The sequence below is a fragment of the Nostoc sp. XA010 genome (genome assembly GCF_020829625.1).
Classification (GTDB): domain Bacteria; phylum Cyanobacteriota; class Cyanobacteriia; order Cyanobacteriales; family Nostocaceae; genus Nostoc.
In genome coordinates this window covers 13,070-33,516 of the sequence record NZ_JAIVFX010000021.1, presented here as the reverse complement: position 1 = coordinate 33,516, position 20,447 = coordinate 13,070, and the positions used below count along the sequence as shown (strand labels likewise).

General features: G+C 45.5%; 16 protein-coding genes and 1 pseudogene. 6 read left to right on the top strand and 11 right to left on the bottom strand.

The annotated features are described in order from the left end of the window. The first annotated feature begins 65 nt into the window (after positions 1-65). Positions 66-488: a universal stress protein gene (locus tag LC608_RS24745; RefSeq protein ID WP_229556154.1), complete on the top strand. Its 423-nt coding sequence runs from the start codon at positions 66-68 to the stop codon at positions 486-488. Between the two features lie 749 nt (positions 489-1,237). Here the strand turns inward: LC608_RS24745 and LC608_RS24740 are convergent. From LC608_RS24740 to LC608_RS24720, 5 genes are all read right to left on the bottom strand, one after another. Beyond that, a complete protein-coding gene (locus LC608_RS24740; protein ID WP_229556098.1) occupies positions 1,238-2,206 on the bottom strand; it encodes an ABC transporter permease in 969 nt (322 codons plus the stop codon). A 6-nt stretch (positions 2,207-2,212) separates the two neighbouring features. Next, positions 2,213-3,160: an ABC transporter permease gene (locus LC608_RS24735; RefSeq protein ID WP_229556097.1), complete on the bottom strand. Its 948-nt coding sequence runs from the start codon at positions 3,158-3,160 to the stop codon at positions 2,213-2,215. Then, positions 3,153-4,637 carry a sugar ABC transporter ATP-binding protein gene (locus LC608_RS24730; protein ID WP_229556096.1) on the bottom strand — a complete coding sequence of 495 codons (1,485 nt, stop codon included), beginning with the start codon at positions 4,635-4,637 and terminating at the stop codon, positions 3,153-3,155. Before LC608_RS24730 ends, LC608_RS24735 begins: the two co-directional genes overlap by 8 nt. Then, a complete protein-coding gene (locus tag LC608_RS24725) occupies positions 4,627-4,767 on the bottom strand; it encodes a hypothetical protein (protein WP_229556095.1) in 141 nt (46 codons plus the stop codon). Before LC608_RS24725 ends, LC608_RS24730 begins: the two co-directional genes overlap by 11 nt. 228 nt (positions 4,768-4,995) lie before the next feature. After that, on the bottom strand, positions 4,996-5,973 hold the full coding sequence (locus LC608_RS24720) for an ABC transporter substrate-binding protein (protein ID WP_229556094.1): 978 nt from the start codon (positions 5,971-5,973) through the stop codon (positions 4,996-4,998). A 102-nt stretch (positions 5,974-6,075) separates the two neighbouring features. Between LC608_RS24720 and LC608_RS24715 the strand changes: the two genes are divergently transcribed. Together LC608_RS24715 and LC608_RS24710 are read left to right on the top strand one after the other, a co-directional pair. Then, positions 6,076-6,354: a hypothetical protein gene (locus tag LC608_RS24715; protein WP_229556093.1), complete on the top strand. Its 279-nt coding sequence runs from the start codon at positions 6,076-6,078 to the stop codon at positions 6,352-6,354. Continuing rightward, complete coding sequence (locus LC608_RS24710) at positions 6,341-7,057, top strand: SGNH/GDSL hydrolase family protein (protein ID WP_229556092.1); 717 nt, start codon at positions 6,341-6,343, stop codon at positions 7,055-7,057. Before LC608_RS24715 ends, LC608_RS24710 begins: the two co-directional genes overlap by 14 nt. A 620-nt stretch (positions 7,058-7,677) precedes the next feature. Here LC608_RS24710 and LC608_RS24705 read toward each other — a convergent pair. Beyond that, positions 7,678-7,830, bottom strand: a pseudogene (locus tag LC608_RS24705) (transposase); the annotation flags it as partial. 129 nt (positions 7,831-7,959) lie between these two features. Continuing rightward, on the bottom strand, positions 7,960-8,748 hold the full coding sequence (locus LC608_RS24700) for a DUF3891 family protein (RefSeq protein ID WP_229556091.1): 789 nt from the start codon (positions 8,746-8,748) through the stop codon (positions 7,960-7,962). 142 nt (positions 8,749-8,890) lie between these two features. Between LC608_RS24700 and LC608_RS24695 the strand changes: the two genes are divergently transcribed. Continuing rightward, positions 8,891-9,040 carry a hypothetical protein gene (locus LC608_RS24695; protein WP_229556090.1) on the top strand — a complete coding sequence of 50 codons (150 nt, stop codon included), beginning with the start codon at positions 8,891-8,893 and terminating at the stop codon, positions 9,038-9,040. Here LC608_RS24695 and LC608_RS24690 read toward each other — a convergent pair whose 3' ends face one another. Next, entirely contained in the window at positions 9,041-9,496 is a 456-nt protein-coding gene (locus LC608_RS24690; protein WP_229556089.1) for a DUF1392 domain-containing protein, read from the bottom strand. 468 nt (positions 9,497-9,964) lie between these two features. After that, complete coding sequence (locus tag LC608_RS24685) at positions 9,965-14,152, bottom strand: GAF domain-containing protein (protein ID WP_229556088.1); 4,188 nt, start codon at positions 14,150-14,152, stop codon at positions 9,965-9,967. Between the two features lie 488 nt (positions 14,153-14,640). On the opposite strand from LC608_RS24685, the gene LC608_RS24680 reads away from it, so the two are divergent. After that, positions 14,641-16,614 (top strand): calcium-binding protein, encoded by a 1,974-nt coding sequence (locus tag LC608_RS24680; RefSeq protein ID WP_229556087.1) that lies wholly within the window; start codon positions 14,641-14,643, stop codon positions 16,612-16,614. Between the two features lie 121 nt (positions 16,615-16,735). Here the strand turns inward: LC608_RS24680 and LC608_RS24675 are convergent, their stop codons facing one another. Then, a complete protein-coding gene (locus LC608_RS24675; RefSeq protein ID WP_229556086.1) occupies positions 16,736-17,446 on the bottom strand; it encodes a GDYXXLXY domain-containing protein in 711 nt (236 codons plus the stop codon). Positions 17,447-17,678: 232 nt separating this feature from the next. Beyond that, complete coding sequence (locus LC608_RS24670; protein WP_229556085.1) at positions 17,679-19,097, bottom strand: DUF2157 domain-containing protein; 1,419 nt, start codon at positions 19,095-19,097, stop codon at positions 17,679-17,681. 164 nt (positions 19,098-19,261) lie between these two features. Between LC608_RS24670 and LC608_RS24665 the strand changes: the two genes are divergently transcribed. Continuing rightward, entirely contained in the window at positions 19,262-20,233 is a 972-nt protein-coding gene (locus LC608_RS24665) for an RsmB/NOP family class I SAM-dependent RNA methyltransferase (RefSeq protein ID WP_229556084.1), read from the top strand. The last annotated feature ends 214 nt before the right edge of the window (positions 20,234-20,447 follow it).

Here is a 20,447-nt window from a genome sequence, read left to right as displayed (position 1 = left end):
TGTTATTGTTTTGAAAGTAGAACCATCAAGATTTTACCGGAGTCAGGGGTACCCAAGTGACAGAGATATTTAAGACAGTACTATTTCCTATTGATCAAAGCCGGGAAACGCGGGAAGCTGCTGATGTAGTGACCAATGTAGTCAAAAAGTACGGCAGTCGCTTGGTGCTGCTGTCTGTAGTAGAAGAACCGCCTCCAGATGCGCCACCTCCAGATGCGCCTAGTGCAGATCCGATGGTGTCACCAGAGGTAGTTGCCAAGCTGTTGGAAAATGCCCAATCTTTATTTTCTGGGCAAGGAATTCAATCCGAAATCCTAGAAAGGCGGGGTAAACCAGCTTTTACTATCTGCGATGTTGCTGATGAAATCGGAGCCGATTTAATTATCATGGGCTGTCGGGGGTTAGGCTTGACTGAAGAGGGAGCGGATGATAGTGTTACCACTCGCGTGATTAATCTTTCCCCTTGCCCAGTGCTGATTGTGCCCTAGTAGTCATAAGTGCCCAGGAGCTAGTGTGTTGCTGAATACTAATAATATTTCTAGCGATCGCCAATAGACATCTCCAGAAATAAAATATGCGTTACCCAGAACCCTTGTAGAGACGTAGCACTACTACGTCTTTACATTCTTTTTCCCTTCTATGTCTATTGAACCTCACACGACTTGAAGTCGCGTGATTCCTGCTTCAACGATCTCTGCCTGAAAAAATCCAGGACTGACAAGTTCTCCACAGGCGTTTTTTATAACCTCCGGCGTACCGACGGCGGTTAGCAGCACACAGTACTGCTGTACTGCAAAAGTATATTTTATATACGTGAAAATAGGTGTAACGCAAGTATGTTTTTGCTAACGTGAAGACGGAAGCTCTTGCAGGCTGCGCGAAACACTGAAACGTGAAGGCGGAAGTTCTTACAGGGAAGACGGAAGCTCTTGCAGGCTGCGCGAAACACTGAAACGTGAAGGCGGAAGTTCTTACAGGGAAGACGGAAGCTCTTGCAGGCTGCGCGAAACACTGAAACGTGAAGGCGGAAGCTCTTACAGGGAAGACGGAAGCTCTTGCAGGCTGCGCGAAACACTGAAACGTGAAGGCGGAAGTTCTTACAGGGAAGACGGAAGCTCTTGCAAGTAGAGCGTAATACCAATTTGAAAAAAGAATGCGACAAATAGACCATCTGTAGAGACGCGATGAATCGCGTCTTTACCCAAGGATGTGTTTGAAATCATTAATTGAATTGGTATTACCCCCTCTGGGCGATGCGCTGCTGGAAGATCACGACCATAAGTAGAAAGCCACCGCGAAGCACGAGTTGCCACCACGGAGTAATAGTCCCTTCGAGATTCAGAAGGTTGTACATCATTCCTAAGAGAAGGACACCTATAAGCGTCGGAAACACGCTCCCCTGACCCCCTGCGAGAAACGTCCCTCCCATGACGGTCGCAGCGATCGCATCCGTTTCCCAGCCAAAGGCAGCCACAGGCTGACCCGCCCCTAGACGACCCGCGAGAACAACACCAGCAAGCCCTGAAAGCATACCGCTAAACGTGTAGACGGCAAGTTTCACTTGGTTTGGGTTTACGCCCATCAGCCGGGAGGCTTCCTCGTTGTCGCCGATAGCCAACACATGCAACCCTAATCGGCTTCTGTGCAGCATAAACCAGGCTGCAAAATATAAGAGCGCAACTATAAGCACGGGGACAGGAACGAAACCAATAAACCCTCTACCCAGCCAAACAAGTCCTGATGCTGTCGATGATACAGCAATCGACCTCTCCTCGGTGATGCTCAACGCTAGCCCCCGTGCCGCGCTTGCGGTGAATAATGTAACAACAAACGGCTGGAGCCTCGCGCGAGACACAAGAAGACCGTTTACCACACCAAGCAAGGTGGTGCTGGCAATGCCGCCAACAATTGCTATAAAGCTTCCTTGTCCAGCAAGCAATGCCGCGATGACACCGCCTAGAGCAACGAGGGAACCCACGGAGAGATCGATTCCTCCGCTCAGGATCACGACAGTCATGCCCAGCGCCACGATCGCTAGCATACTGTTCTGTCGCATGATGTTCATGAGATTAAGAGGTGTCAGGAAGGTTTCATAACGAAACGATGCGAAAACAGCCAAACTAAGGAGCATGAGCAGCACGCCCTGCGAAGTGAGGAATCTGGCGAGACGCTTCCCAGCAAGTGCAAGAGACTTTGTAGCAGCCATGATGCGTTAAACCTCCTTAGGACGCTGTAAAAAAATCGCGAAAAGAATGATTACGGATTTTAAAACTAATGACCAGGTGAAGGGAATCAGGAGCATGTTGAAACTTGTCGAGATTACCTGCATAATCAGCGCTCCGACAACAGTGCCGAGTATATTCGCGCGACCACCGGAGAAGGGCGTACCGCCAACAACAACGGCTGCGATCGCCTCGAATTCCGCGTTGACACCGACCTTGCTAGGATCGCCCAAACCAAGCCTCGCCGTCTCCACGAGTCCGGCCAGTCCCGCAAGCAGGGCGCTAATTATATAGACAATGTATTTCACGCGTTCTGCACGGATGCCCGCCAGCCTTGCGGCCTTCTCGTTGCCTCCGACTGCAACAATCTGACGCCCAAAAAGCGTAGAGCGGATACAGAAGAAGGCTCCTGCAATGACGACTGCCGCAATTACAACCTGAATTGGTATAAAACCGAGATAGCCCTTTCCGAGCGCTTCAAATGTGGGATTGGTGAAGGGAACAAGCTGACCGTCCCCGATCACCTGAGCGACCCCACGCCATAAGATCAGAGCCGCCAAGGTAGTGATCAGGGGGTCAAGTTTCAGACGTGAGATGAGAAAGCCATTGATTAGACCAACCAACAGGGCACAGCACAAGGCGAACGAAATGGCAACAGTAATTCCATACTTAATAAGTAATGCCACAACAACTGAAACTAATGCCATAGTAGAGCCGACGGTCAGATCGATGCCACGCGAGGCAATGACAAATGTCATGCCAACGGCAATAAACATTGTGGTGGATACTTGGAGCAACATGTTTAACGTGTTGCTAACTGTAGCGAAACGCGGAGTGAAAACGGCGTTCGCAACATAAAGAATTAGGAGCGCCGCCGGGGCACCGAAGTTTGGGTTCCACAGGTTTTTCCAACTCAGGTCAGGCTTCTTGCTATTCATTATCTGTGCTGCTCTGTTTCACGGCTTCCTGACGATCTGCACCTTCCGCCATTACGTGCAGAATTGCCTTTATGTTCTTCTGCTCGCCACTGAGTTCTGCAATTGACTGCCCGTCACGGAGGACGATAACACGTTGCGAACCTTCAACTAGCTCTTCCACTTCCGATGAAATCATGACAACCCCCAGCCCTTGCTCTGCTAATTCGGCGATAAGGCGCTGGATCTCGCCCTTTGCACCAACGTCAATACCGCGAGTCGGTTCGTCGAGGAGAAGAAGTTTTGTATTCTTGCACAGCCATCGCGCCAGAAGAACCTTCTGCTGATTGCCGCCTGATAGTTCGTGGATCTTCTGTTCGGCGCTAGTCGCCTTAATTCCAAGGCGCTGCATGAAACGATCGACAAGCTCATTCTGTCGTTTTCTGGAGACGATGCCCCATTGGGTAAGGTTCGGTAGTGCAGCGAGGGTGAGGTTTTCTCGCACCGAAAGCTCAGGGATGATGCCGTCCGCCTTGCGATCCTCTGAAAGAAAAGCTATCCCAGCGTCGATCGCATCATGAGGATCACGCAGGGATAGAAGATTACCTTCGAGCTTTACAGTTCCACCCTCAAGTGGTTCCGCGCCAAACAGAGTACGCACTGTTTCACTTCGACCAGAGCCGAGCAAACCCGCAAGCCCAACGATTTCCCCATGTCGCATTTCAATCGAGACACCATTGAGCCGTTTCTTATATTTGAGAGCTTCCGCCTGGAGCAGCACTGGCCGATTTACTGCATTTTGCGATCGCCCTGCAAACGCCGTGACTCCTTTGCTCACCTCTTCTGGCTCACGACCCAGCATAGAACAAACGAGTTCCAGGCGATTGAGCGTTGCTAAGGATTGCGTTATGATGTTGCACCCATCACGCAGAACTGTGACGCGATCGCACACCGCGTAGAGTTCTTCAAAACGGTGGCTGACGTAAACGATGGCTGTCCCTTCCGACTTTAGCCGCCGCATGACGTTAAAAAGAACAGAAACTTCGGTTTCTGTAAGCGAACTCGTGGGTTCATCAAGGATAAGCACCCGCGCACCAAAGGATATGGCGCGTGCGATCGCCACCATTTGGCGATGGGCAATATTGAGCGAATCAACTACTGAGCGTGGGTCGATATCCAACCCCAGGCGCTCCAATATCTCTGATGCTTCGGTATTCATGCGCCGTCTGTCAATAATCCCAAAGCGATGCGGCTCTCTGCCAAGAAAAATATTCTCAGCAACAGTTCGGAAACCCACAAGCTGAATCTCCTGGTAGACAGCTACGATGCCTACCGCCTGCGCTTCGGTCGGGTTCTGGAATGTAACCGGACTCTCGCCATAATCCATAACACCCGAATCTCGTCGATAGGCTCCCGTCATGATTTTAATGAGTGTCGATTTGCCAGCACCGTTCTCTCCGACCAGCGCATGGATCTCGCCTGCCTTTAGCTCAAAATCCACGCCCCGGAGCGCCGACACCCCGGAAAAACTTTTCTTTATGTCCCTCATGCACAAGACAGTTCGATTCGCCTGAATCATCGGCTTTACCTAGTTGTTGTCCTGATACCCCATAGTCATTTGTTTTATTCATCGTCCAGGTTCAACATATTTCCTGGCTATCTTTTCTTTAATTTATATGGCGCAATAGCTTGAAATACAATTATCCGTGACTTTTGACTTCCGCCTTGCGGTACTAGTAGTCTGCCAAGGCAACTTTGCGGGTTTTATGGTATAAAAAAAATCAAGTTCTTTTCTCCCCCTGCTCCCCCTGCTTCCCCTGCTCCCCCTGCCTGGCTTCACCCGTCATTTTTGGGTTGTACTAGTATGCTTCATCCACAAAATCTTTAGCGTTTGTCACGTCGAAGAGTCTGTCTTCAAGAATGATTCTAGGAGGAATCTTTGTGCCGACAAAATACTTTTCCATCGTAGCGAAAACAAGTGGGCCAAAACGCGGGTTTGACTCGACACTCACGCCAAGTTCACCACGGATAATCGCTTCAAGTGCGGCTTTCTGACCATCGATTGAACCGACGATCACATTCTTGCCAGGCTTCATGCCTGCGGACTTGAGAGCCTGGATCGCACCCAATGCCATTTCGTCATTGTGGGCATACACTGCGGTGATATCAGAACCCTTAGCCTGGATGATGTTTTCCATTACACGTACTGCCGCAGCCCGCGAAAAATCCGCCGTCTGGGTAGCGATGATCTTCATGTTGGGATAACTGGCGATCGCATCCCGAAACCCTTTTGCCCGATCAATTGCGACCGATGACCCTGCTGTTCCAGTGAGTTCCACAATAGACGCCTTACCATTAGTAGCCTGAGCCAGCCATTTGCCAACGCGGCGGCCTTGGACAATGAAATCCGAACCGAGAAAGCTGACGAAATGCTCGCCTGGTCTTCCCGCAGCTTCACGGTCGATGAGAAACACCGGGATTTTTGCCGCTCTCGCTGCTTCGAGAGCAGGTGTAAGACCCTCATATTCGCGTGGCGCGAGAAATATGGCATCGACTTGTCGGGCGATTAAATCTTCGATGTCGGAAAATTGCTTCGATGTCTGTCCCTGAGCATCCGTCATCAGGAAATCGTAAGTTTTCTTACGCTTGGCAGCTTCCTCTTTGATGCTGTTCGTTTCAGCGATGCGCCACGGGCCGATGTTCTCTGTTTGCGAAAATCCGACAATTTTTTTCGTTTTCTCGCGCACACAGCCAGATTGCGAGAAAGCCGCAACAATAATCACAGCGTAGGCGCTAAATACCAAAAACTTTGACATATAGACTCGGACAGGTTTCATTTTCCATAACCCCATCAGATATTCTATTTCTCGTGTCTGATCGCTAATTATACTTAGTACAGCATTTCATTAATTCGTAACGAATTAAATTTGACAATGCCAATGCATCGACTGACAATGGCAACGCATCGACTGACAATGGCAACGCATCGACTGACAATGGCAATGCATCGACTGACAATGGCAATGCATCGACTGACAATGGCAATGCATCGACTGACAATGGCAATGCATCGGCTGACAATGGCAATGCGTCCCCTTGCATTAAAAACGCTACAATTTTACGTAAAGCTGTACTTAGATCCATCTTCTGATTCATATTGTCTACCATCTGCTCATGTTAGCGTCGAACAAACAGGAGAGTATCATGGCTCCGTTTAAACCTACACGACGACGGTTTATTCAAGTAGCTGGAAAAACAAGTTTCCTGACTCTCTTGGGCTGCAATCGACGGGAGCAAGCAATGCTGACGCTATATACCTTTGGGGACTCAATTTTAGATTGCGGACGATATAACGAGTATGGGGTTCATCCAGGGCAACTCCTCGTCCAGAATGACGATCGCCTGTTTCCAGAATTTCAAGGTCAAGACCTGAAATCACGCCAACCGGCTCGTCTAGAACATCGTGCCCGTGATGGTGCAACGGTTGATGGTTTGCTAACTCAGGCGCAAGGATTGCGAGTGGAAGGAAAGGCGATCGCACTCATCACTATCGGTGGTAACGATTTATTACGGGGGTTAATTCGAGATTCCGGTGCAGGAATCGCAACTTTTGCTAATACCCTCGACACATTTGTGCAGGAGTTGCCAATCCGTCCTGTTCTGCTAGGTAATGTGTACGATCCCACCTTGGGGGATGACAAACGCAACTTTTTGGGTGTTGAACCAGCGATCGCTCGCCAGAACCTCCAGCGCATGAATACTGTAATTCAAGAAATTGCCAATCGTTATGGACAGTTCGTTGATCTCCATGCTCATTTCCTCAAGGGCGATCCATCATGGTTCACAGCGATGATCGAGCCAAGTCTGCGGGGTGCATCGGAAGTACGACGGGTTTTTCTTCCCTATATTGTTGGAAAATAAGGTTGGAAATAATATCTGGCTTAATGCTATTACTGCGGCGATGGGCAAGGAGCAGACATCGGATTCCTATCTAAATGGAGCGAGAGGACTCCCATTACAGCGAAGCTTAACGGGACGATGAATTGCGACCAATATAACACTAAGCGTAGCGAATCATTGTTTTGGAAGTTCAAAGGTTCTCAACGTAATTCTTTAATTGTGACACCACCACAACTAGTTACAAAATACGCACCAGTCCAGAAATAGGGCAAGTTGATTGAAGTATTTTGTAGCCAAGCAGGGGAAGTCTTTACGTATTAGTCTACTACTGACTGTTTTGATATTTCCAATCAGTGTTGAGAGTGGTTTATCAGGTTTATATAGCAATCCGATTTGATTTCTGAATCACTCGTAGAGGTAAGGGGCTGGGGACTGCAGGGCGAACGCACGGCATTTCTGAAACCCCTGCTGGATAAGGATCTTGACGAAAAAATAGGCTAAATTTAAAAACGTTGAAACCCTTGCTATTAAAGGATTCTTATACTTTAGATGCGTTTGCCCTGCTGGGGACTGGGGACTGGGGACTGGGAAGAAGGAATAAAGGTGTACTGAGTTTTGTTCAAAAATCAAATATGAGTCCTATAGTCAATCAATAAGTGTACGTGGTCTGCTTCGCCGTTGAACTCCAATAACTCACAGTCCCATTTTTTCAGAGTATCTGCAATTATTTCTCTGAGTCTTTTTAAAATTTCTGCATCAATAGCTTTTCTCCGATACTTTACAACCAATACGATGTGAGCATTAAGCTAAACAGACCTAAATCCATACTGGGTGTTTTGAACAGCACGCGAATTGTGATGGGTGTAGACAGGAAAGCGGCGATATTTATTGAAGGTGCAGTAAGTTATTCAAAATCTCATCCGTTAGCCTGGTATCAAAGTAGTGCTTAGAGTTACCCAACTATCACTTGTCAAAACCTCTCGCATCACTGCTTCATCCCTAAAAGTTTCTTGCAAAAGGCGTCCTTCATAGACCAGCTTGATTTCGCTTTGCTCAAATACCCAAGGAGACATGATTACTGTATGATGCTCTTTATCTTCTGTCAAACTTAACTTTAATCTAGTTGTACCATTAGTCGTTGGGACTTGATTAACATAGTGTTCTCCAGTTTTTCCTTCACATAAAATTATCGAAAGTGCATCCCATGTTGCCACTAGCTTTTTGTTGCGCTCTATTACCTCTGACATTACATAAGGTGCATAATATTCATCTTTTCTAAGAAGTTCAATAATCTTGTTTTGAAAAGCATACTCGTTTTTCAAATAATCCTGAACAATTTGAGTAGACTTCTCTGAGTTTTGCCAACTTGTGAATCTTTCATACAATCCTGTACCGTGCAATGAAATCAGTAGCGTTGCATATCTACCTAAAGGAAGTGCTAGCTGTTTAGCACCCGACCAAATGTCTATATGCACCTCAGTTGCCAATTCTGTAAATTTGTAAGGGTAGCCAGTTTTGGGATTAAGCGTAGGCTGCTGCTCCCACCGCAACCAACCAATGTCATGCTGTTCTGCGGCCAGAGAAACTTCTTCCTTGGGGACAAACTGACCAAATTGCTCATTTCCCCAAGCTCGTGCTAACTGTCCTGAAAGCCAGGCATGATGTGGTTGAGTGATACAAATCACTCCATACTTTGATATACGATGTAGCATGAGTTGAAATTTTAGCCTGTTATTGTATCTTTCAATTTATACAAAACAAGGGCTAATTTTCTACAACCTGTAGGTCTAATTTTAGAATTAGCACCGCCTAACTATAAAAGTTACTGTAAATGCCCAAAGTTGAACATTAGCGATGATGCAATCTTTGGAAAGCAATATCGGATTTGGGATTTGGTTGACTCACTATTTAGATTCAATCCCAGCAATAGGAAATCAACCTAAACGATTAACCGCAGACTCGGATGAACGCACTAACTTTTTTGGTACAACTCCAAAAACATAGTCATGCATTCACTTTTACTAAGTCCACATCCGCAAGCCAGATAATTCTACTTTGAGCCGATGCCATTTCTTCCAAAATTGGGGAACGCCATTCTACTGCATAAAGCCAATTGTTTTTCAGGCTAAAAATCCCTTGAATAATCCGACGTGATGGTTCTTCACTAAAATCAACTTCCACCACATCGCCCAATTTAAAAGCTGGTGTAGCAACTGGAGCTTTTTCGACTAAGTTTGTTCCAGAAAATTCTTTTTGAGACAAATAGAGTATTTCACGACAGCAGACAATGGCATAAATCCATTCCTGTCTCTCCCATTGGACACCACAACAGTAGCCTGATATATCAGAGTTTGATAAGAAAACTTTTTCCAGGATTTGAACTGCTAATGGTGGCATGTCTTTTCCCCACGGTACAGAACTATGCCAACAAGATTCTAAAGTGACAATTTGATTAATCATGCAAAGCAATCTCTTTTTTATACATAAACTACCTTGCACTTGTGTAATCCGGATGTAATTTCAAAATCCAGTCACAGCAGCATTTTAGTGAGCTACTCCAGAGAGGCAGGGGGGTAGGGGGCAGAGGGGGCAGGGGAGCAGGGAGCAGGGGGCAGGAGGCAGGCAGATGAGGTGATATCTAACGATAAGCCTTACCCTGCGGGCGGATTCTCCACAAGGGTAAGAGTTCGCCAGTTACTTATGGAGGATATATGACTCGCTTTGCCTAGTGGTCTGTCAAACCCATTTTGACGGTTGGAGAGACGCGATAAATCGCCGTCTCTACAGAAAATTTATTCGTCAATTATTTCTTGACACACTACTAGTTCTGTCGAAAAACCCATCCAACGCAGTGGCTTCCTCAAACTATGGTGGCCTTTAAGTAAAATTATCTGATCGTACTTACAGCTTAAACTTCTTCAGCGATCGCTAGTTTCCAACAAAGGTCATAATTGCTTTTAGCAATTTCTCTGGCTCTACAGGTTTAGATATGTGCTGTTGGAACCCAGCCGCAAGTGCCTGGTGTTGATTAATTTCTCCAGCATAAGCCGAGAGGGCAATTGCCCTGACTTTTCCACCAAGCTCTGTTGGCATTGTTCGGATTTGTTGTATCAGCATATAGCCATCCATGTCAGGCATTCCAATGTCACTGATCAATAAATCAAATTTTGTTTGCTTAAAGACTTGCAGTGCTTCAGTTGCCCTGGTGACTGAAGTAACGATCGCACCGCTTTGCTCTAAGATGAACGCAATCAAATCCCGCGTATCTGCATCGTCATCAACAAGCAAAATCCGCGTATTTTTAAGGGGCGCGGTGTCAAGAGTCGGTGGCGAGGAAATGCTTTCATTTTGATGTTTTGTTTGATCCGCCTTCATCAATGGCAATTTGACTGTAAATGTAGCACCTTGCCCTTCTCCTAGACTATCTGCTTGCACGGTTCCTCCATGTAGTTCAACCAGATGACGGACGATTGCCAAACCTAGCCCTAATCCGCCAAACTTGCGCGTGGTTGTGCTGTCTGCTTGACGGAAATATTCAAACACATGGGGTAGAAAATTTGGATGAATGCCTTTGCCAGTGTCGCTAACTTGGATTTGAGCTTGCGAGCCAACACGCTCTAAAGCAATATTGACTTGTCCACCTTCGGGAGTGAATTTTACTGCATTGGAAAGTAGATTCCATATAACTTGCTGAAGATGGGTAGAATCTCCTAAGATTTGCCCAACTTCTGAATCAAGCATAGTTTGAATTTGAATCGATTTGGCTTCTGCTGCTAACTGCACGGTTTCAAGTGCCGATTGAATTGTCGATGCCAGGTTAACAGGAACCTTGGTAAGGTTGAGCTTACCTTGCAAAATGCGCGAGACATCTAAAAGATCCTCAATCAGTTGGGTTTGCAGTTTAGCGTTGCGCTCAATTGTTTCTAAGGCATAATTTGTTTTTACGGAATCTAATTTTCCACTACGAAGCAATTTAGACCAACCCAAAATTGGATTAAGCGGTGTTCGCAATTCATGGGACAATACCGCCAAGAATTCATCTTTGACGCGGTTAGCAGCTTCTGCTGTACTTCTTGCTGTTTGTTCTGCTTCATAGAGCCGGGTACGGGCGATCGCTTGGGCACATTGCTGTGCCAGCGATAAAATAAACATTTGCTGCTCTCCATCCAATTGTTGCGCCTGGATGAAACCAAAGGACATGCCACCGACTGCTCGACCTTCAATCATCAGGGGAATGGAAATCCAGGCATCGAAATGATGCCGCTTATACTGTTCAGTTAGGTGCGGATAGCGGATTGCTCGTGTTTTTGATGGTTCTGCCCAAATGGGCTTTCCGGTTCGCACAGCTTCTGCTAAGGGCACTGGATCGTTGAGGGAGAACCTCTGCCAACCGTTCATTTGCTCCGGTTCACAGCCCACAACTCGAATGACTTCGAGTTCAGTACCAGTCTCATTTACTAACGCAACAAGGGCAAAGTTAGCACTCAGAGCGGCAATCCCTTGATCTACAATCACATCTGCCACCTGGAGGGGAGTTAGGGATTCGGAAAAAGCAGCCGTCACAGACTGAAGCCGAGTAATGCGCTCGGCAGACTGCTGTGCTTCCCGGTAGAGGCGGGCATTATCAATGGCGATCGCAGCTCGATGGGCAATGTCTTCTGCTAACGCCATATCTGCTTCATCATAACGGCGATCGGATTCAGCCGTGACAAAGGAAATTGCCCCTAAAATTTGTCCACGGGCAATCAATGGCGAGATAATGCCAGACCTTAAACCCAGTTCGCGCAAGATTCGCAGATGTTCAGCGTCTTGAGCCACCGTCACCAATGCCGCATCTGGAATTTCAGCGGCCATTTCGGTTTTCCCAGTTCGCAGCACCTTGGGTACTCCCTCCATTGCGTCGATTTGTCTAGGATATTGCTGATGAATTTTCCAGGCAAATTCCACTTTCTTTGCATCGCGGTGAGCAACAGCAACTCTATGAATGAATTGATTTTCTTGCAGCAGGTCGATCGCGCACCAATCCGCAAAGAACGGCACTACTAAATTGGCAACGTTGTTCAAGGTTTGTTCATAGTCAAGGGAGGCTGCCAGGGCTGTGCTGATTTCTGCCAGAAATGCCGAGCGCTGCTGGTCGGTTTCTGCTTCTAAACGCGCAGTTTGCTCTTGAACTTGCTGCCGCATTAATTGGGCGCGTTCCGCTTCTGCCTGTTTGCGGTCAGTAATGTCTTTGTTGATACCAATCAAAAAGACGGGATTCCCGGCTTTGTCGTACACGGTTTTGGCTGTTGTCTCAATCGGTACTAGCGAACCATCTTTTCGCAAACAAGGAATTTCACCACAAAACTCTCCTGTTGTCTGAATAGACTGAATAATTCCAGCCGTCATCGTCGGTTTAATATCCGGGTGATGAAGAAAGTTAACGGGTCTGCCGATTGCCTCTGCGGCAGTATAGCCAAAAATTTGCTCGGCATTGCCCAGCCAGCGTTGAATCTTACCCTCCAAATCTGTTAACAAAATCGCATCGGGCATTTGCTGCAAGGCAACATCGGAAATCAGTAATTCGGCTTCGGCAAGTTTGCGTAAGCGAAGCTCGTCGTAGACATCGCTGATGTCATGCATGACGACGACTGCCCCCTGTTTTTTGCCCTGGCTATCGGCGATCGCCTGTCCACTAGCAAGCAGCGTCTTTGCCCTTTTCTGTTTGGGCGCAATCACCATTTCAACATTCTTGACCGTCTGCCCCTGTAATGCTTGAAATAGCGGGATCTCGTTTTTGGGCATCCGCGTTTTGCCATCGGGCAAATACAGGTCATAATACTCTGCCCAGCGATCGGGTGGCAGTGGTTGCTCTGGCAAGCCATGAAATTCTCGCGCTGCTCGATTAAATAGGGTTAAAATCCCCTCGGCATTACACGCAACAATTCCTACCTGTACATTATCAAGTAGCACTCTGAGTAACTCCTGTTCTTTTTCCAGGGATGCGCCGACTTGCTGGCGCTCCGCAATTTCCAACTGGAGTAATGCGTTGGCTTGAGATAATTCAGCCGTTCGTTGTTCAACTAAACGCTCCAACTCATACTGGGCTTGTTGCCGTGTTGCTTCTGTTTTCTGTCGCTCCAGTTCGGTGGCGATGCGTAAGGCAAAGATAGTCAGTAGTGATTCTGCAAGCTGAACATTTGTCAAAGCCTTGCCATCCATCACGCCCAGTAATCCAAGGGGTACGCCCGTTGTATCAAAAAATGGAACCGCTACATAGCTTTCCACCTTTAGAGGTTCAAAAAGAGGCGCGTTGGGAAACAAGGCTTGGACTCGATGGGGATAGCAGCACAATTTTCGTTTCTGGAGTACTTCTTGACAAGGGGTATCACGCAGCAGGTATGTAAAGTTGTCGATTATTTGCCCCTTAGCGCAGGTGGCGATCGCCTGAATTGCTTCCTGGTTATCTCCCTTCACTAAACCAATATAAATGTAATCAACCCCCAGCACTTTGCTCAAATGTTGTACCAAAGCCAAGAAAAATGCTTCACCCGTTACAACAGAAACACCCTGAGTCACTTCTACTAAGGCTGCATCGATTTGAGCAATTTTACGCGCCGCCAGTCGCAGTTCTAGTTCATCCATCACCATTGCGGCAAGATCCGCCAGGATGGCTTTTTGCTCATCAGTTAAGGGATCATGGGGTTGTGTATCTAACAAACAAAGAGTGCCTAAGTTAAAGCCATCTTGGGTCAGCAAAGGGGCACCTGCATAGAACCGCAAACCCGGTTCATTTTGTACAAATGGATTACAGACAAGACGATTGTCTTGCCTAGTATCGGGAATAACTAAAACTTCATCGGATAATAACGCCAAGTTACAAATAGTTGCATCTCTCTGCACTTCCCGCAGATCAAAACCATAGGCAGATTTAAACCAGCCTCTCGATTCATCGACTAGAGAAACCAGCGCCATCGGCATATTAAATAAGCGTGCTGCCAAGGAGGTGATGCGATCAAAAGCTGGTTCTGCTGGGGTGTCGAGAATATTGTATTGCCGCAGTGCCTCTAAGCGTTCTACCTCATTTGCAGGTAAAGGAGTAGTTGTTGCAATGGGTTTAGGGGAAGTTTCAGTCATGGACTTTGATCTGAGGGGGCAAATAGAAGGCTGGCAGAACAACGGGAATGATATATATTATCCGCTTCAAGGGTGCTTGACTAGTCCAGTGATGTCTACGACGAGCTTCTCTACGAGACGCTACGCGAACGCTTACGCACCGCTTTACAAAATAAATAAAAGTACTTGTACTTACATTGGTCAGCAAATAATGCGAAGAATATGCTCTCGATTTGTCTTCAAGCAAAGACGTTTAAATTCCGGTAGTATATAGGTAGTATATAGTTAATACAGGATTATGTTGTTGTCCTTTGATAGTTAGATAAGTGCTATCGAAAAGCCTTTTCATAAGGTGAATCTTTGATGAGTATTACTGTTCCTCACTCTTGAGGTATAAAGTATGCCGAAAACGTCAATTTCGGCAAAGTTTTGTGCCCGAAAACAGCACAAATAGCAGGTTGAGAACTTAAGTTAGTGAAAAAATCGATTTATTTAGGTAATAAAAGATTATGGCAAATATCATTGGAACCAAGGGTAATGATACCTTAGTGGGCAGCAACTTAGCGGACACGATTAACGGTCTTGCAGGCAACGATACTATTACAGGGAACGGGGGCGACGACACCCTAACTGGTGGTGGCGGTAACGATCAATTTGTTTACGACTACGACGTCTATATTAATAAAACTGATACTATCACTGATTTCGGTGGCGTCGGTAAAGGAACAAATCCAACAGCAGGAGTCATTGCGGAAGTGGACACCCTAAATTTCCAAAACTATGACTTGTTCACTGCCCGAAATCTGTTGCTAATCCAGAATGGCAGTAATCTGGAAATCACCTTTGAAAACTTTGGTAATGGAGGTGTGCCTCTTACCAAAGTCATCCTGCAAAACTTCAAATTAGAAAACTTGCAGAACTTGAAAGCTTCTGGAGCAAGACCAGCCATCGGCAATATCCTGTTTAATGGGCAAACTAGTATCACCGACAGCTTTCATGTCTTTAATGCCAACTCCACAGATACTAGCTTAAGCATCAAGAATACGGTGACCTTCCTTAATGACCTTGATAACAACATTACTGGTTTAGATAATTCAGATGATGTAATTAATGGTCAGGGGGGTAATGACAAAATCGACGGTAAAAGTGGCAATGATTTGCTGCGGGGTGGTACAGGGAATGATACTCTCATTGGTGGTGTGGGCAATGACACGCTCATTGGTAATGTGGGGAATGACTCCCTTGTTGGTGGTATTGGTGACGATACTTTGAATGTTAAATTTTCAACAGGCGATAACACCCTTAACGGTGGCGCTGGTAAAGATAGCTTGAATGCTGCGGCTTCATTGGGCGATAACCTACTCAATGGTGGCGATGGCAATGATTTTCTTTACGCCTCTTACCTTCCTGATAACTCCGGCGGATTCGGTGGGGTTTTTAGATCCTCAGGCAATAACACTCTTAATGGTGGCGCTGGTAACGATAGCTTGAGTACTAAGGCTTCACTGGGCGATAACCTACTCAATGGTGGCGATGGCAATGATTTTCTTGACGCCTCTGGTGATGATTTCAGATACACATTTTTTGTTTCCTCAGGCAATAACACCCTCATCGGTGGCGCTGGTAACGATAGCTTGAGTGCTGGTATTTCATCCGGCGATAACTTACTCTGTGGTGGCGATGGCAATGATTCTCTTGACGCCTCTGGCACCGACGCATACGGAGCTGTCCCCTCCTTAGGCAATAACACCCTCAACGGTGGCGCTGGCGACGATTACTTGAGTGCTACCCTTTCAATAGCCAATAACTTCCTCTCTGGGGGCAAAGGCAATGATTCCTTTTATATAAGCACCATATCCCCAGATAGTGTCCCCTATTCTTCCGTGACTGATTCAGTAACTCAAACGGTTGATGGGGGGACAGGTGACGATTTATTATCCTGCTATGCCGGCTCCTATTATCTTTATGATCCCATTGAGGGAATCACTTCGACATTCAATGCTACTACTAACATTGGCTCAATTACAGTGGGCACGAATCATGTTAGCTATAAGTCTATCGAACGATTAGACATCTTAGGTACACAATTTGATGACTTGATTGTGGGGAGCAATGGCAATGATACGCTCTCTGGGGGCTATGGTGGTAATGATAGCCTAATTGGAGGAGATGGTACTGACACCTTTGCTTTCAATAGTTTCAATGAAGGCATCGATAGACTGTATGACTTCAACGCGACTAATGAACTGATTCAGATATCGGCTGCTGGTTTTGGTGGCGGGTTATCATCAGGTACACTCTCAGCTAATCAGTTTACCCTCGGAACATCTGCAACCACTAACACTCAACGATTTATCTACAACAGCGCTACAGGTGGACTTTTCTTTGACCTTGATGGCAGTGCATCTGGGTTTACTCAGGTACAATTTGCAGAATTATCTGGTGGAGTAGCACTAACCAAAAATAATTTTGTGGTTGTTTAATCAGAATTAGGGCTTTGCCATCACCAAGCGGTACGGTTTACGAGGTGCTATTCTAAGCACCTCGCAAACGATAGTGCTCAATGCAAGCGATCGCAGAGAAGGTAGGGACTTTCGCAATCCATTAAAAGCGATAGTTGCGATCGCGCACCCACATACTAACTGGCACTGCCTTACCCTGTGGATCAACTTTTGCCTTCACTACAATGGGTGGTACTTGTCCTCTACGGGCACGTTGGGCTTGTAAGTCGTTCCTAATCTGCTGCCGTTGGTTTTCTGGGATGTAATATGTTTCTAAGCCGTAGTTAACAGAGCCATCTTGATAAATACCTTTTAAGGCTACCTGATTGGCTCTTAAAGTTGTGGGGCGATCGCTACTTACTCGCAACGGTCTCCAAGCTTTAGGAACACCGCGACCAGTGGATAGTTGCTCTTGCAAAGTCACGTAGATGTTGGTTCCTTCAGGCAATCTTCTGCCACTTCCACGACCTTTGCTGACTAATGTTTGCCAACCAGGTAATCTGCTCAAATTTGCAGTGCGGGATATATTGTAATCTAAGTCTAAGGTGTTACCTTCTAGCACATTGTTAGGATTTACAGGTACGGTTTGCAAAATCACCGTCTTACCTGTCACGTCTGTATAAAGCGCTTGGGCTGGTACTGCCATAATTAGCCCTGTTTGCAGCGCCAGGGGAGCTAGTAACCGCCAAAAAGGTAAGCGCTTATTCGATTTTTGTTCACTAGCAATTAAGTAATCCCGAAAAGTCACCTTACTAGAAAATTCGGCTTCGGGAGACAAGGTTTTATTTTTAGATTCAGAAGAACTATTAGTCATGAGCGTAGTCCTAAAAAGCAGAGGGATTGAGGAGGTCAAAAGTAACGAGATTAGGACTAACGCAGAGAAACTTTAAAAACTTTGACGCACAGAGATTTTAGAAGAAGTTAGGAGTTAGGAGTTAGGAGTTAGGAGTGCAAAGAAAAATCATCCATTTTGAAACTCCATCACTTTATGATTGCGCTTTTCCTGACTTCTGAATTCTGACTCCTGAATTCTTTCATTTTTTGCACTACTTTTTACTTGCCGAGCTACCACCAGGTAAGCGGCGTTCAAACCAGAGTCCAGCGCTAATTAAAGCAGAACCGCACAAAATAAAAACTAGGGACTTGAAAAGTAAATCGGTATCGTACTCTTGCACGCGACTGATAATTTGCAGTGTTACTAACAACATACCGCCCCAAAAGGAACTTCTGTTGTTTAATTTCAATCCTTCTTGAATTAGTCCCCAGGCTAATGTTGCTAGAAGTAGATTGAAAATAAAAACACCAAGTTCATCAATCCGGCTGATAGTTTGATGCCAAAATGGTACTACGGTAATAAAGGCAAGAAAGGTACTAATGACAGCAGTCGTGAAAATGACTTCACGGCGCGGAGGGTTATTTCTTTGACGCAGTAGAAACAACCATTGCAATACCGCCAAGCCACTGAGAATCCCCAAATCGATAATCGGCAAAGACTCGAATAAGTTTGTCACATTCGTAGGCTGATTATAAGCATAATTTGGAGATTCCCACACCCAACGAAAAGACAAGATATAAAAGACAATGCCGAAGCTTACCAAGGCTAAATTACGGGCCAGAGATTGAAACAACCTGTAATTTATGCTTGGAAACAGCAAGTCATCATAACTCCAGAATAATGCAGGTGGGAGTGCAAAAGCAAAAGATGCCACCCAAGGGGCTATATCAGCATAATTCAGCAGTGGTAGAGGATTAAGATTGGCTTGTAAGGAACTAGCAAAGACAAAGGCTGCTAGACCAAAAATCCAACGCGATCGACAGAAGTAGGCTAAGGGTACAAACACCAGCCATGCCAACAAAGGCATGTGCTGCACCACTAACCGCGACCAATTTAGCTCACCTGAAGCGTACCACAGGTCTTCTAATCCTGTCCAATAGCCGATTTCTACGAGGATAATTGACAGAATTCCTAAAGAATTTAAGCACAAACTAAAGGCCATCACTACAACGCCCAACCCCCAGGCGAGAAACAGTTGGGAAGCTGAACCAGCAATATTGAACATCTGGGCCATCAGCAGTAAATTTGCACCGAAAATGAAGGCGCTTAAAATGAGCAACGCCTCTCCCAGTAAGCGTTTGCTTTTTTGTGGCTTCTTTCCTTCAGGTGTTATCCAATTGTAAAAACCAGTGATTGCGATCGCAAAAAACAAACTTATCAGCAAAATAAATTTGACTTCCCGTGATCCTCCCTGCCAGTTTCCTGCTACAAAGGTAATTATGCCTAAGCATAAAAGGATGCCGCCTATAGCAATTGCGATCGCTTTATTGCGATCGCGTGTAGCAGCTTCCAGGTTCTTAAATTGATAACGTTCTGCTATTTCCTCATATAGCGAAGAACTAATTAATCCTTCATCCCTCCATAATTGTGCTTCTTTGCGTAATTTTTGCGGAAAACTATCTAATAACATGACCTTCTCCGGTGCAGTGGGGTAGCTTGGCCATTGCGTTCCCAATGGCGGTCATTATATTTTGAGTATGAAGCCAAAAGCCTTAATTACATTGTTCTTGTGTAACAGTTTTATTTTGATTTTGATACAACGTACTAATTCCTAATTCGTAATTAATAATCCACATGGAAAAACCTTCTAATTTATTACTTAAAGTCTCGCGGCGTTTGTTCACTAATCTAGATGACCAAGAAAAATTTATTGAGGCTTTAATGAATCCTCAGCCATTTTCACCCAGTATTCTTTGGTGTAAAGAAAAGCCAGAGGTTTCGCCTTTGGCAGTGGAAACACCAACCTATTGGCAACCACAATTTATAGACCGTTTATGTTTGGGAGAAAAACCCGGTCAGCATCCCTTGCATCAACAAGGATATTTCTATTGTTTAGATTTTTCTTCGGTGTTTGCAGCTACTACTTTGTTAGCTATTCCTGTACCAGTAAGTTTAGTTTTTGATATGTGTGCCGCACCAGGAGGTAAAAGTATCTTCGCTTGGAAAGCTTTACAACCTGACTTACTCATTAGTAATGAAGTAATTGGCAAACGCCTGGGAATGCTAATTTCTAATTTGAAGCGTTGCCAGATTAGCCCTAGTGCAGTAGTTAACAGAGATTCGAGTATTTTTGCCGAAATATTTACCGATTCTAGCAATCTAGTAATAGTAGATGCTCCTTGTACTGGACAATCTTTACTGGCTAAAGGTGAAAAAGCTCCCGGATGTTTTCACCCGACCGCTATTAATAAGAGCGCAAATCGGCAAAAACGTATTATAGCTAACTCCGCTAAACTTGTTTCACCACAAGGCTATCTTGCTTATATGACCTGCACATATTCACCCGAAGAAAATGAGCAAGTTTGCGAATGGTTTTTGGAACGCTTTTCCCAGTTTCAGGCAGTAGAAATTGGTGATTTAGCCAAATATCAGTCGCATTTAACTACGATGCCTTGTTATCGGATATTTCCTCAAGATATGTTAGGTGCTGGTGCGTTTACAATACTGTTTAAAAATACTAACGAGCATGAAAACGAGGGTAAAGAAGTAGATTTAAATACAATATCTTCGTTGTATATCTACCAAAATCTGAAAAAGTCAAGTTAGTTAAATTGATGGCAGATATTTTGGCATTAAGGCTTATAGAATATCTAATGTTTTGAATAGTGCTATATTTGTCAATCAGCCATCAGAAGTACACCTTTTACAGCAATTGATTTTATATTTATAAGGTTACAAACCTAGTACAGCACAGCAGAAATAAGCATACCATTTCAAATGGCACAAAAGCTTGGAATACAATTAATTATGCGTGACTTTT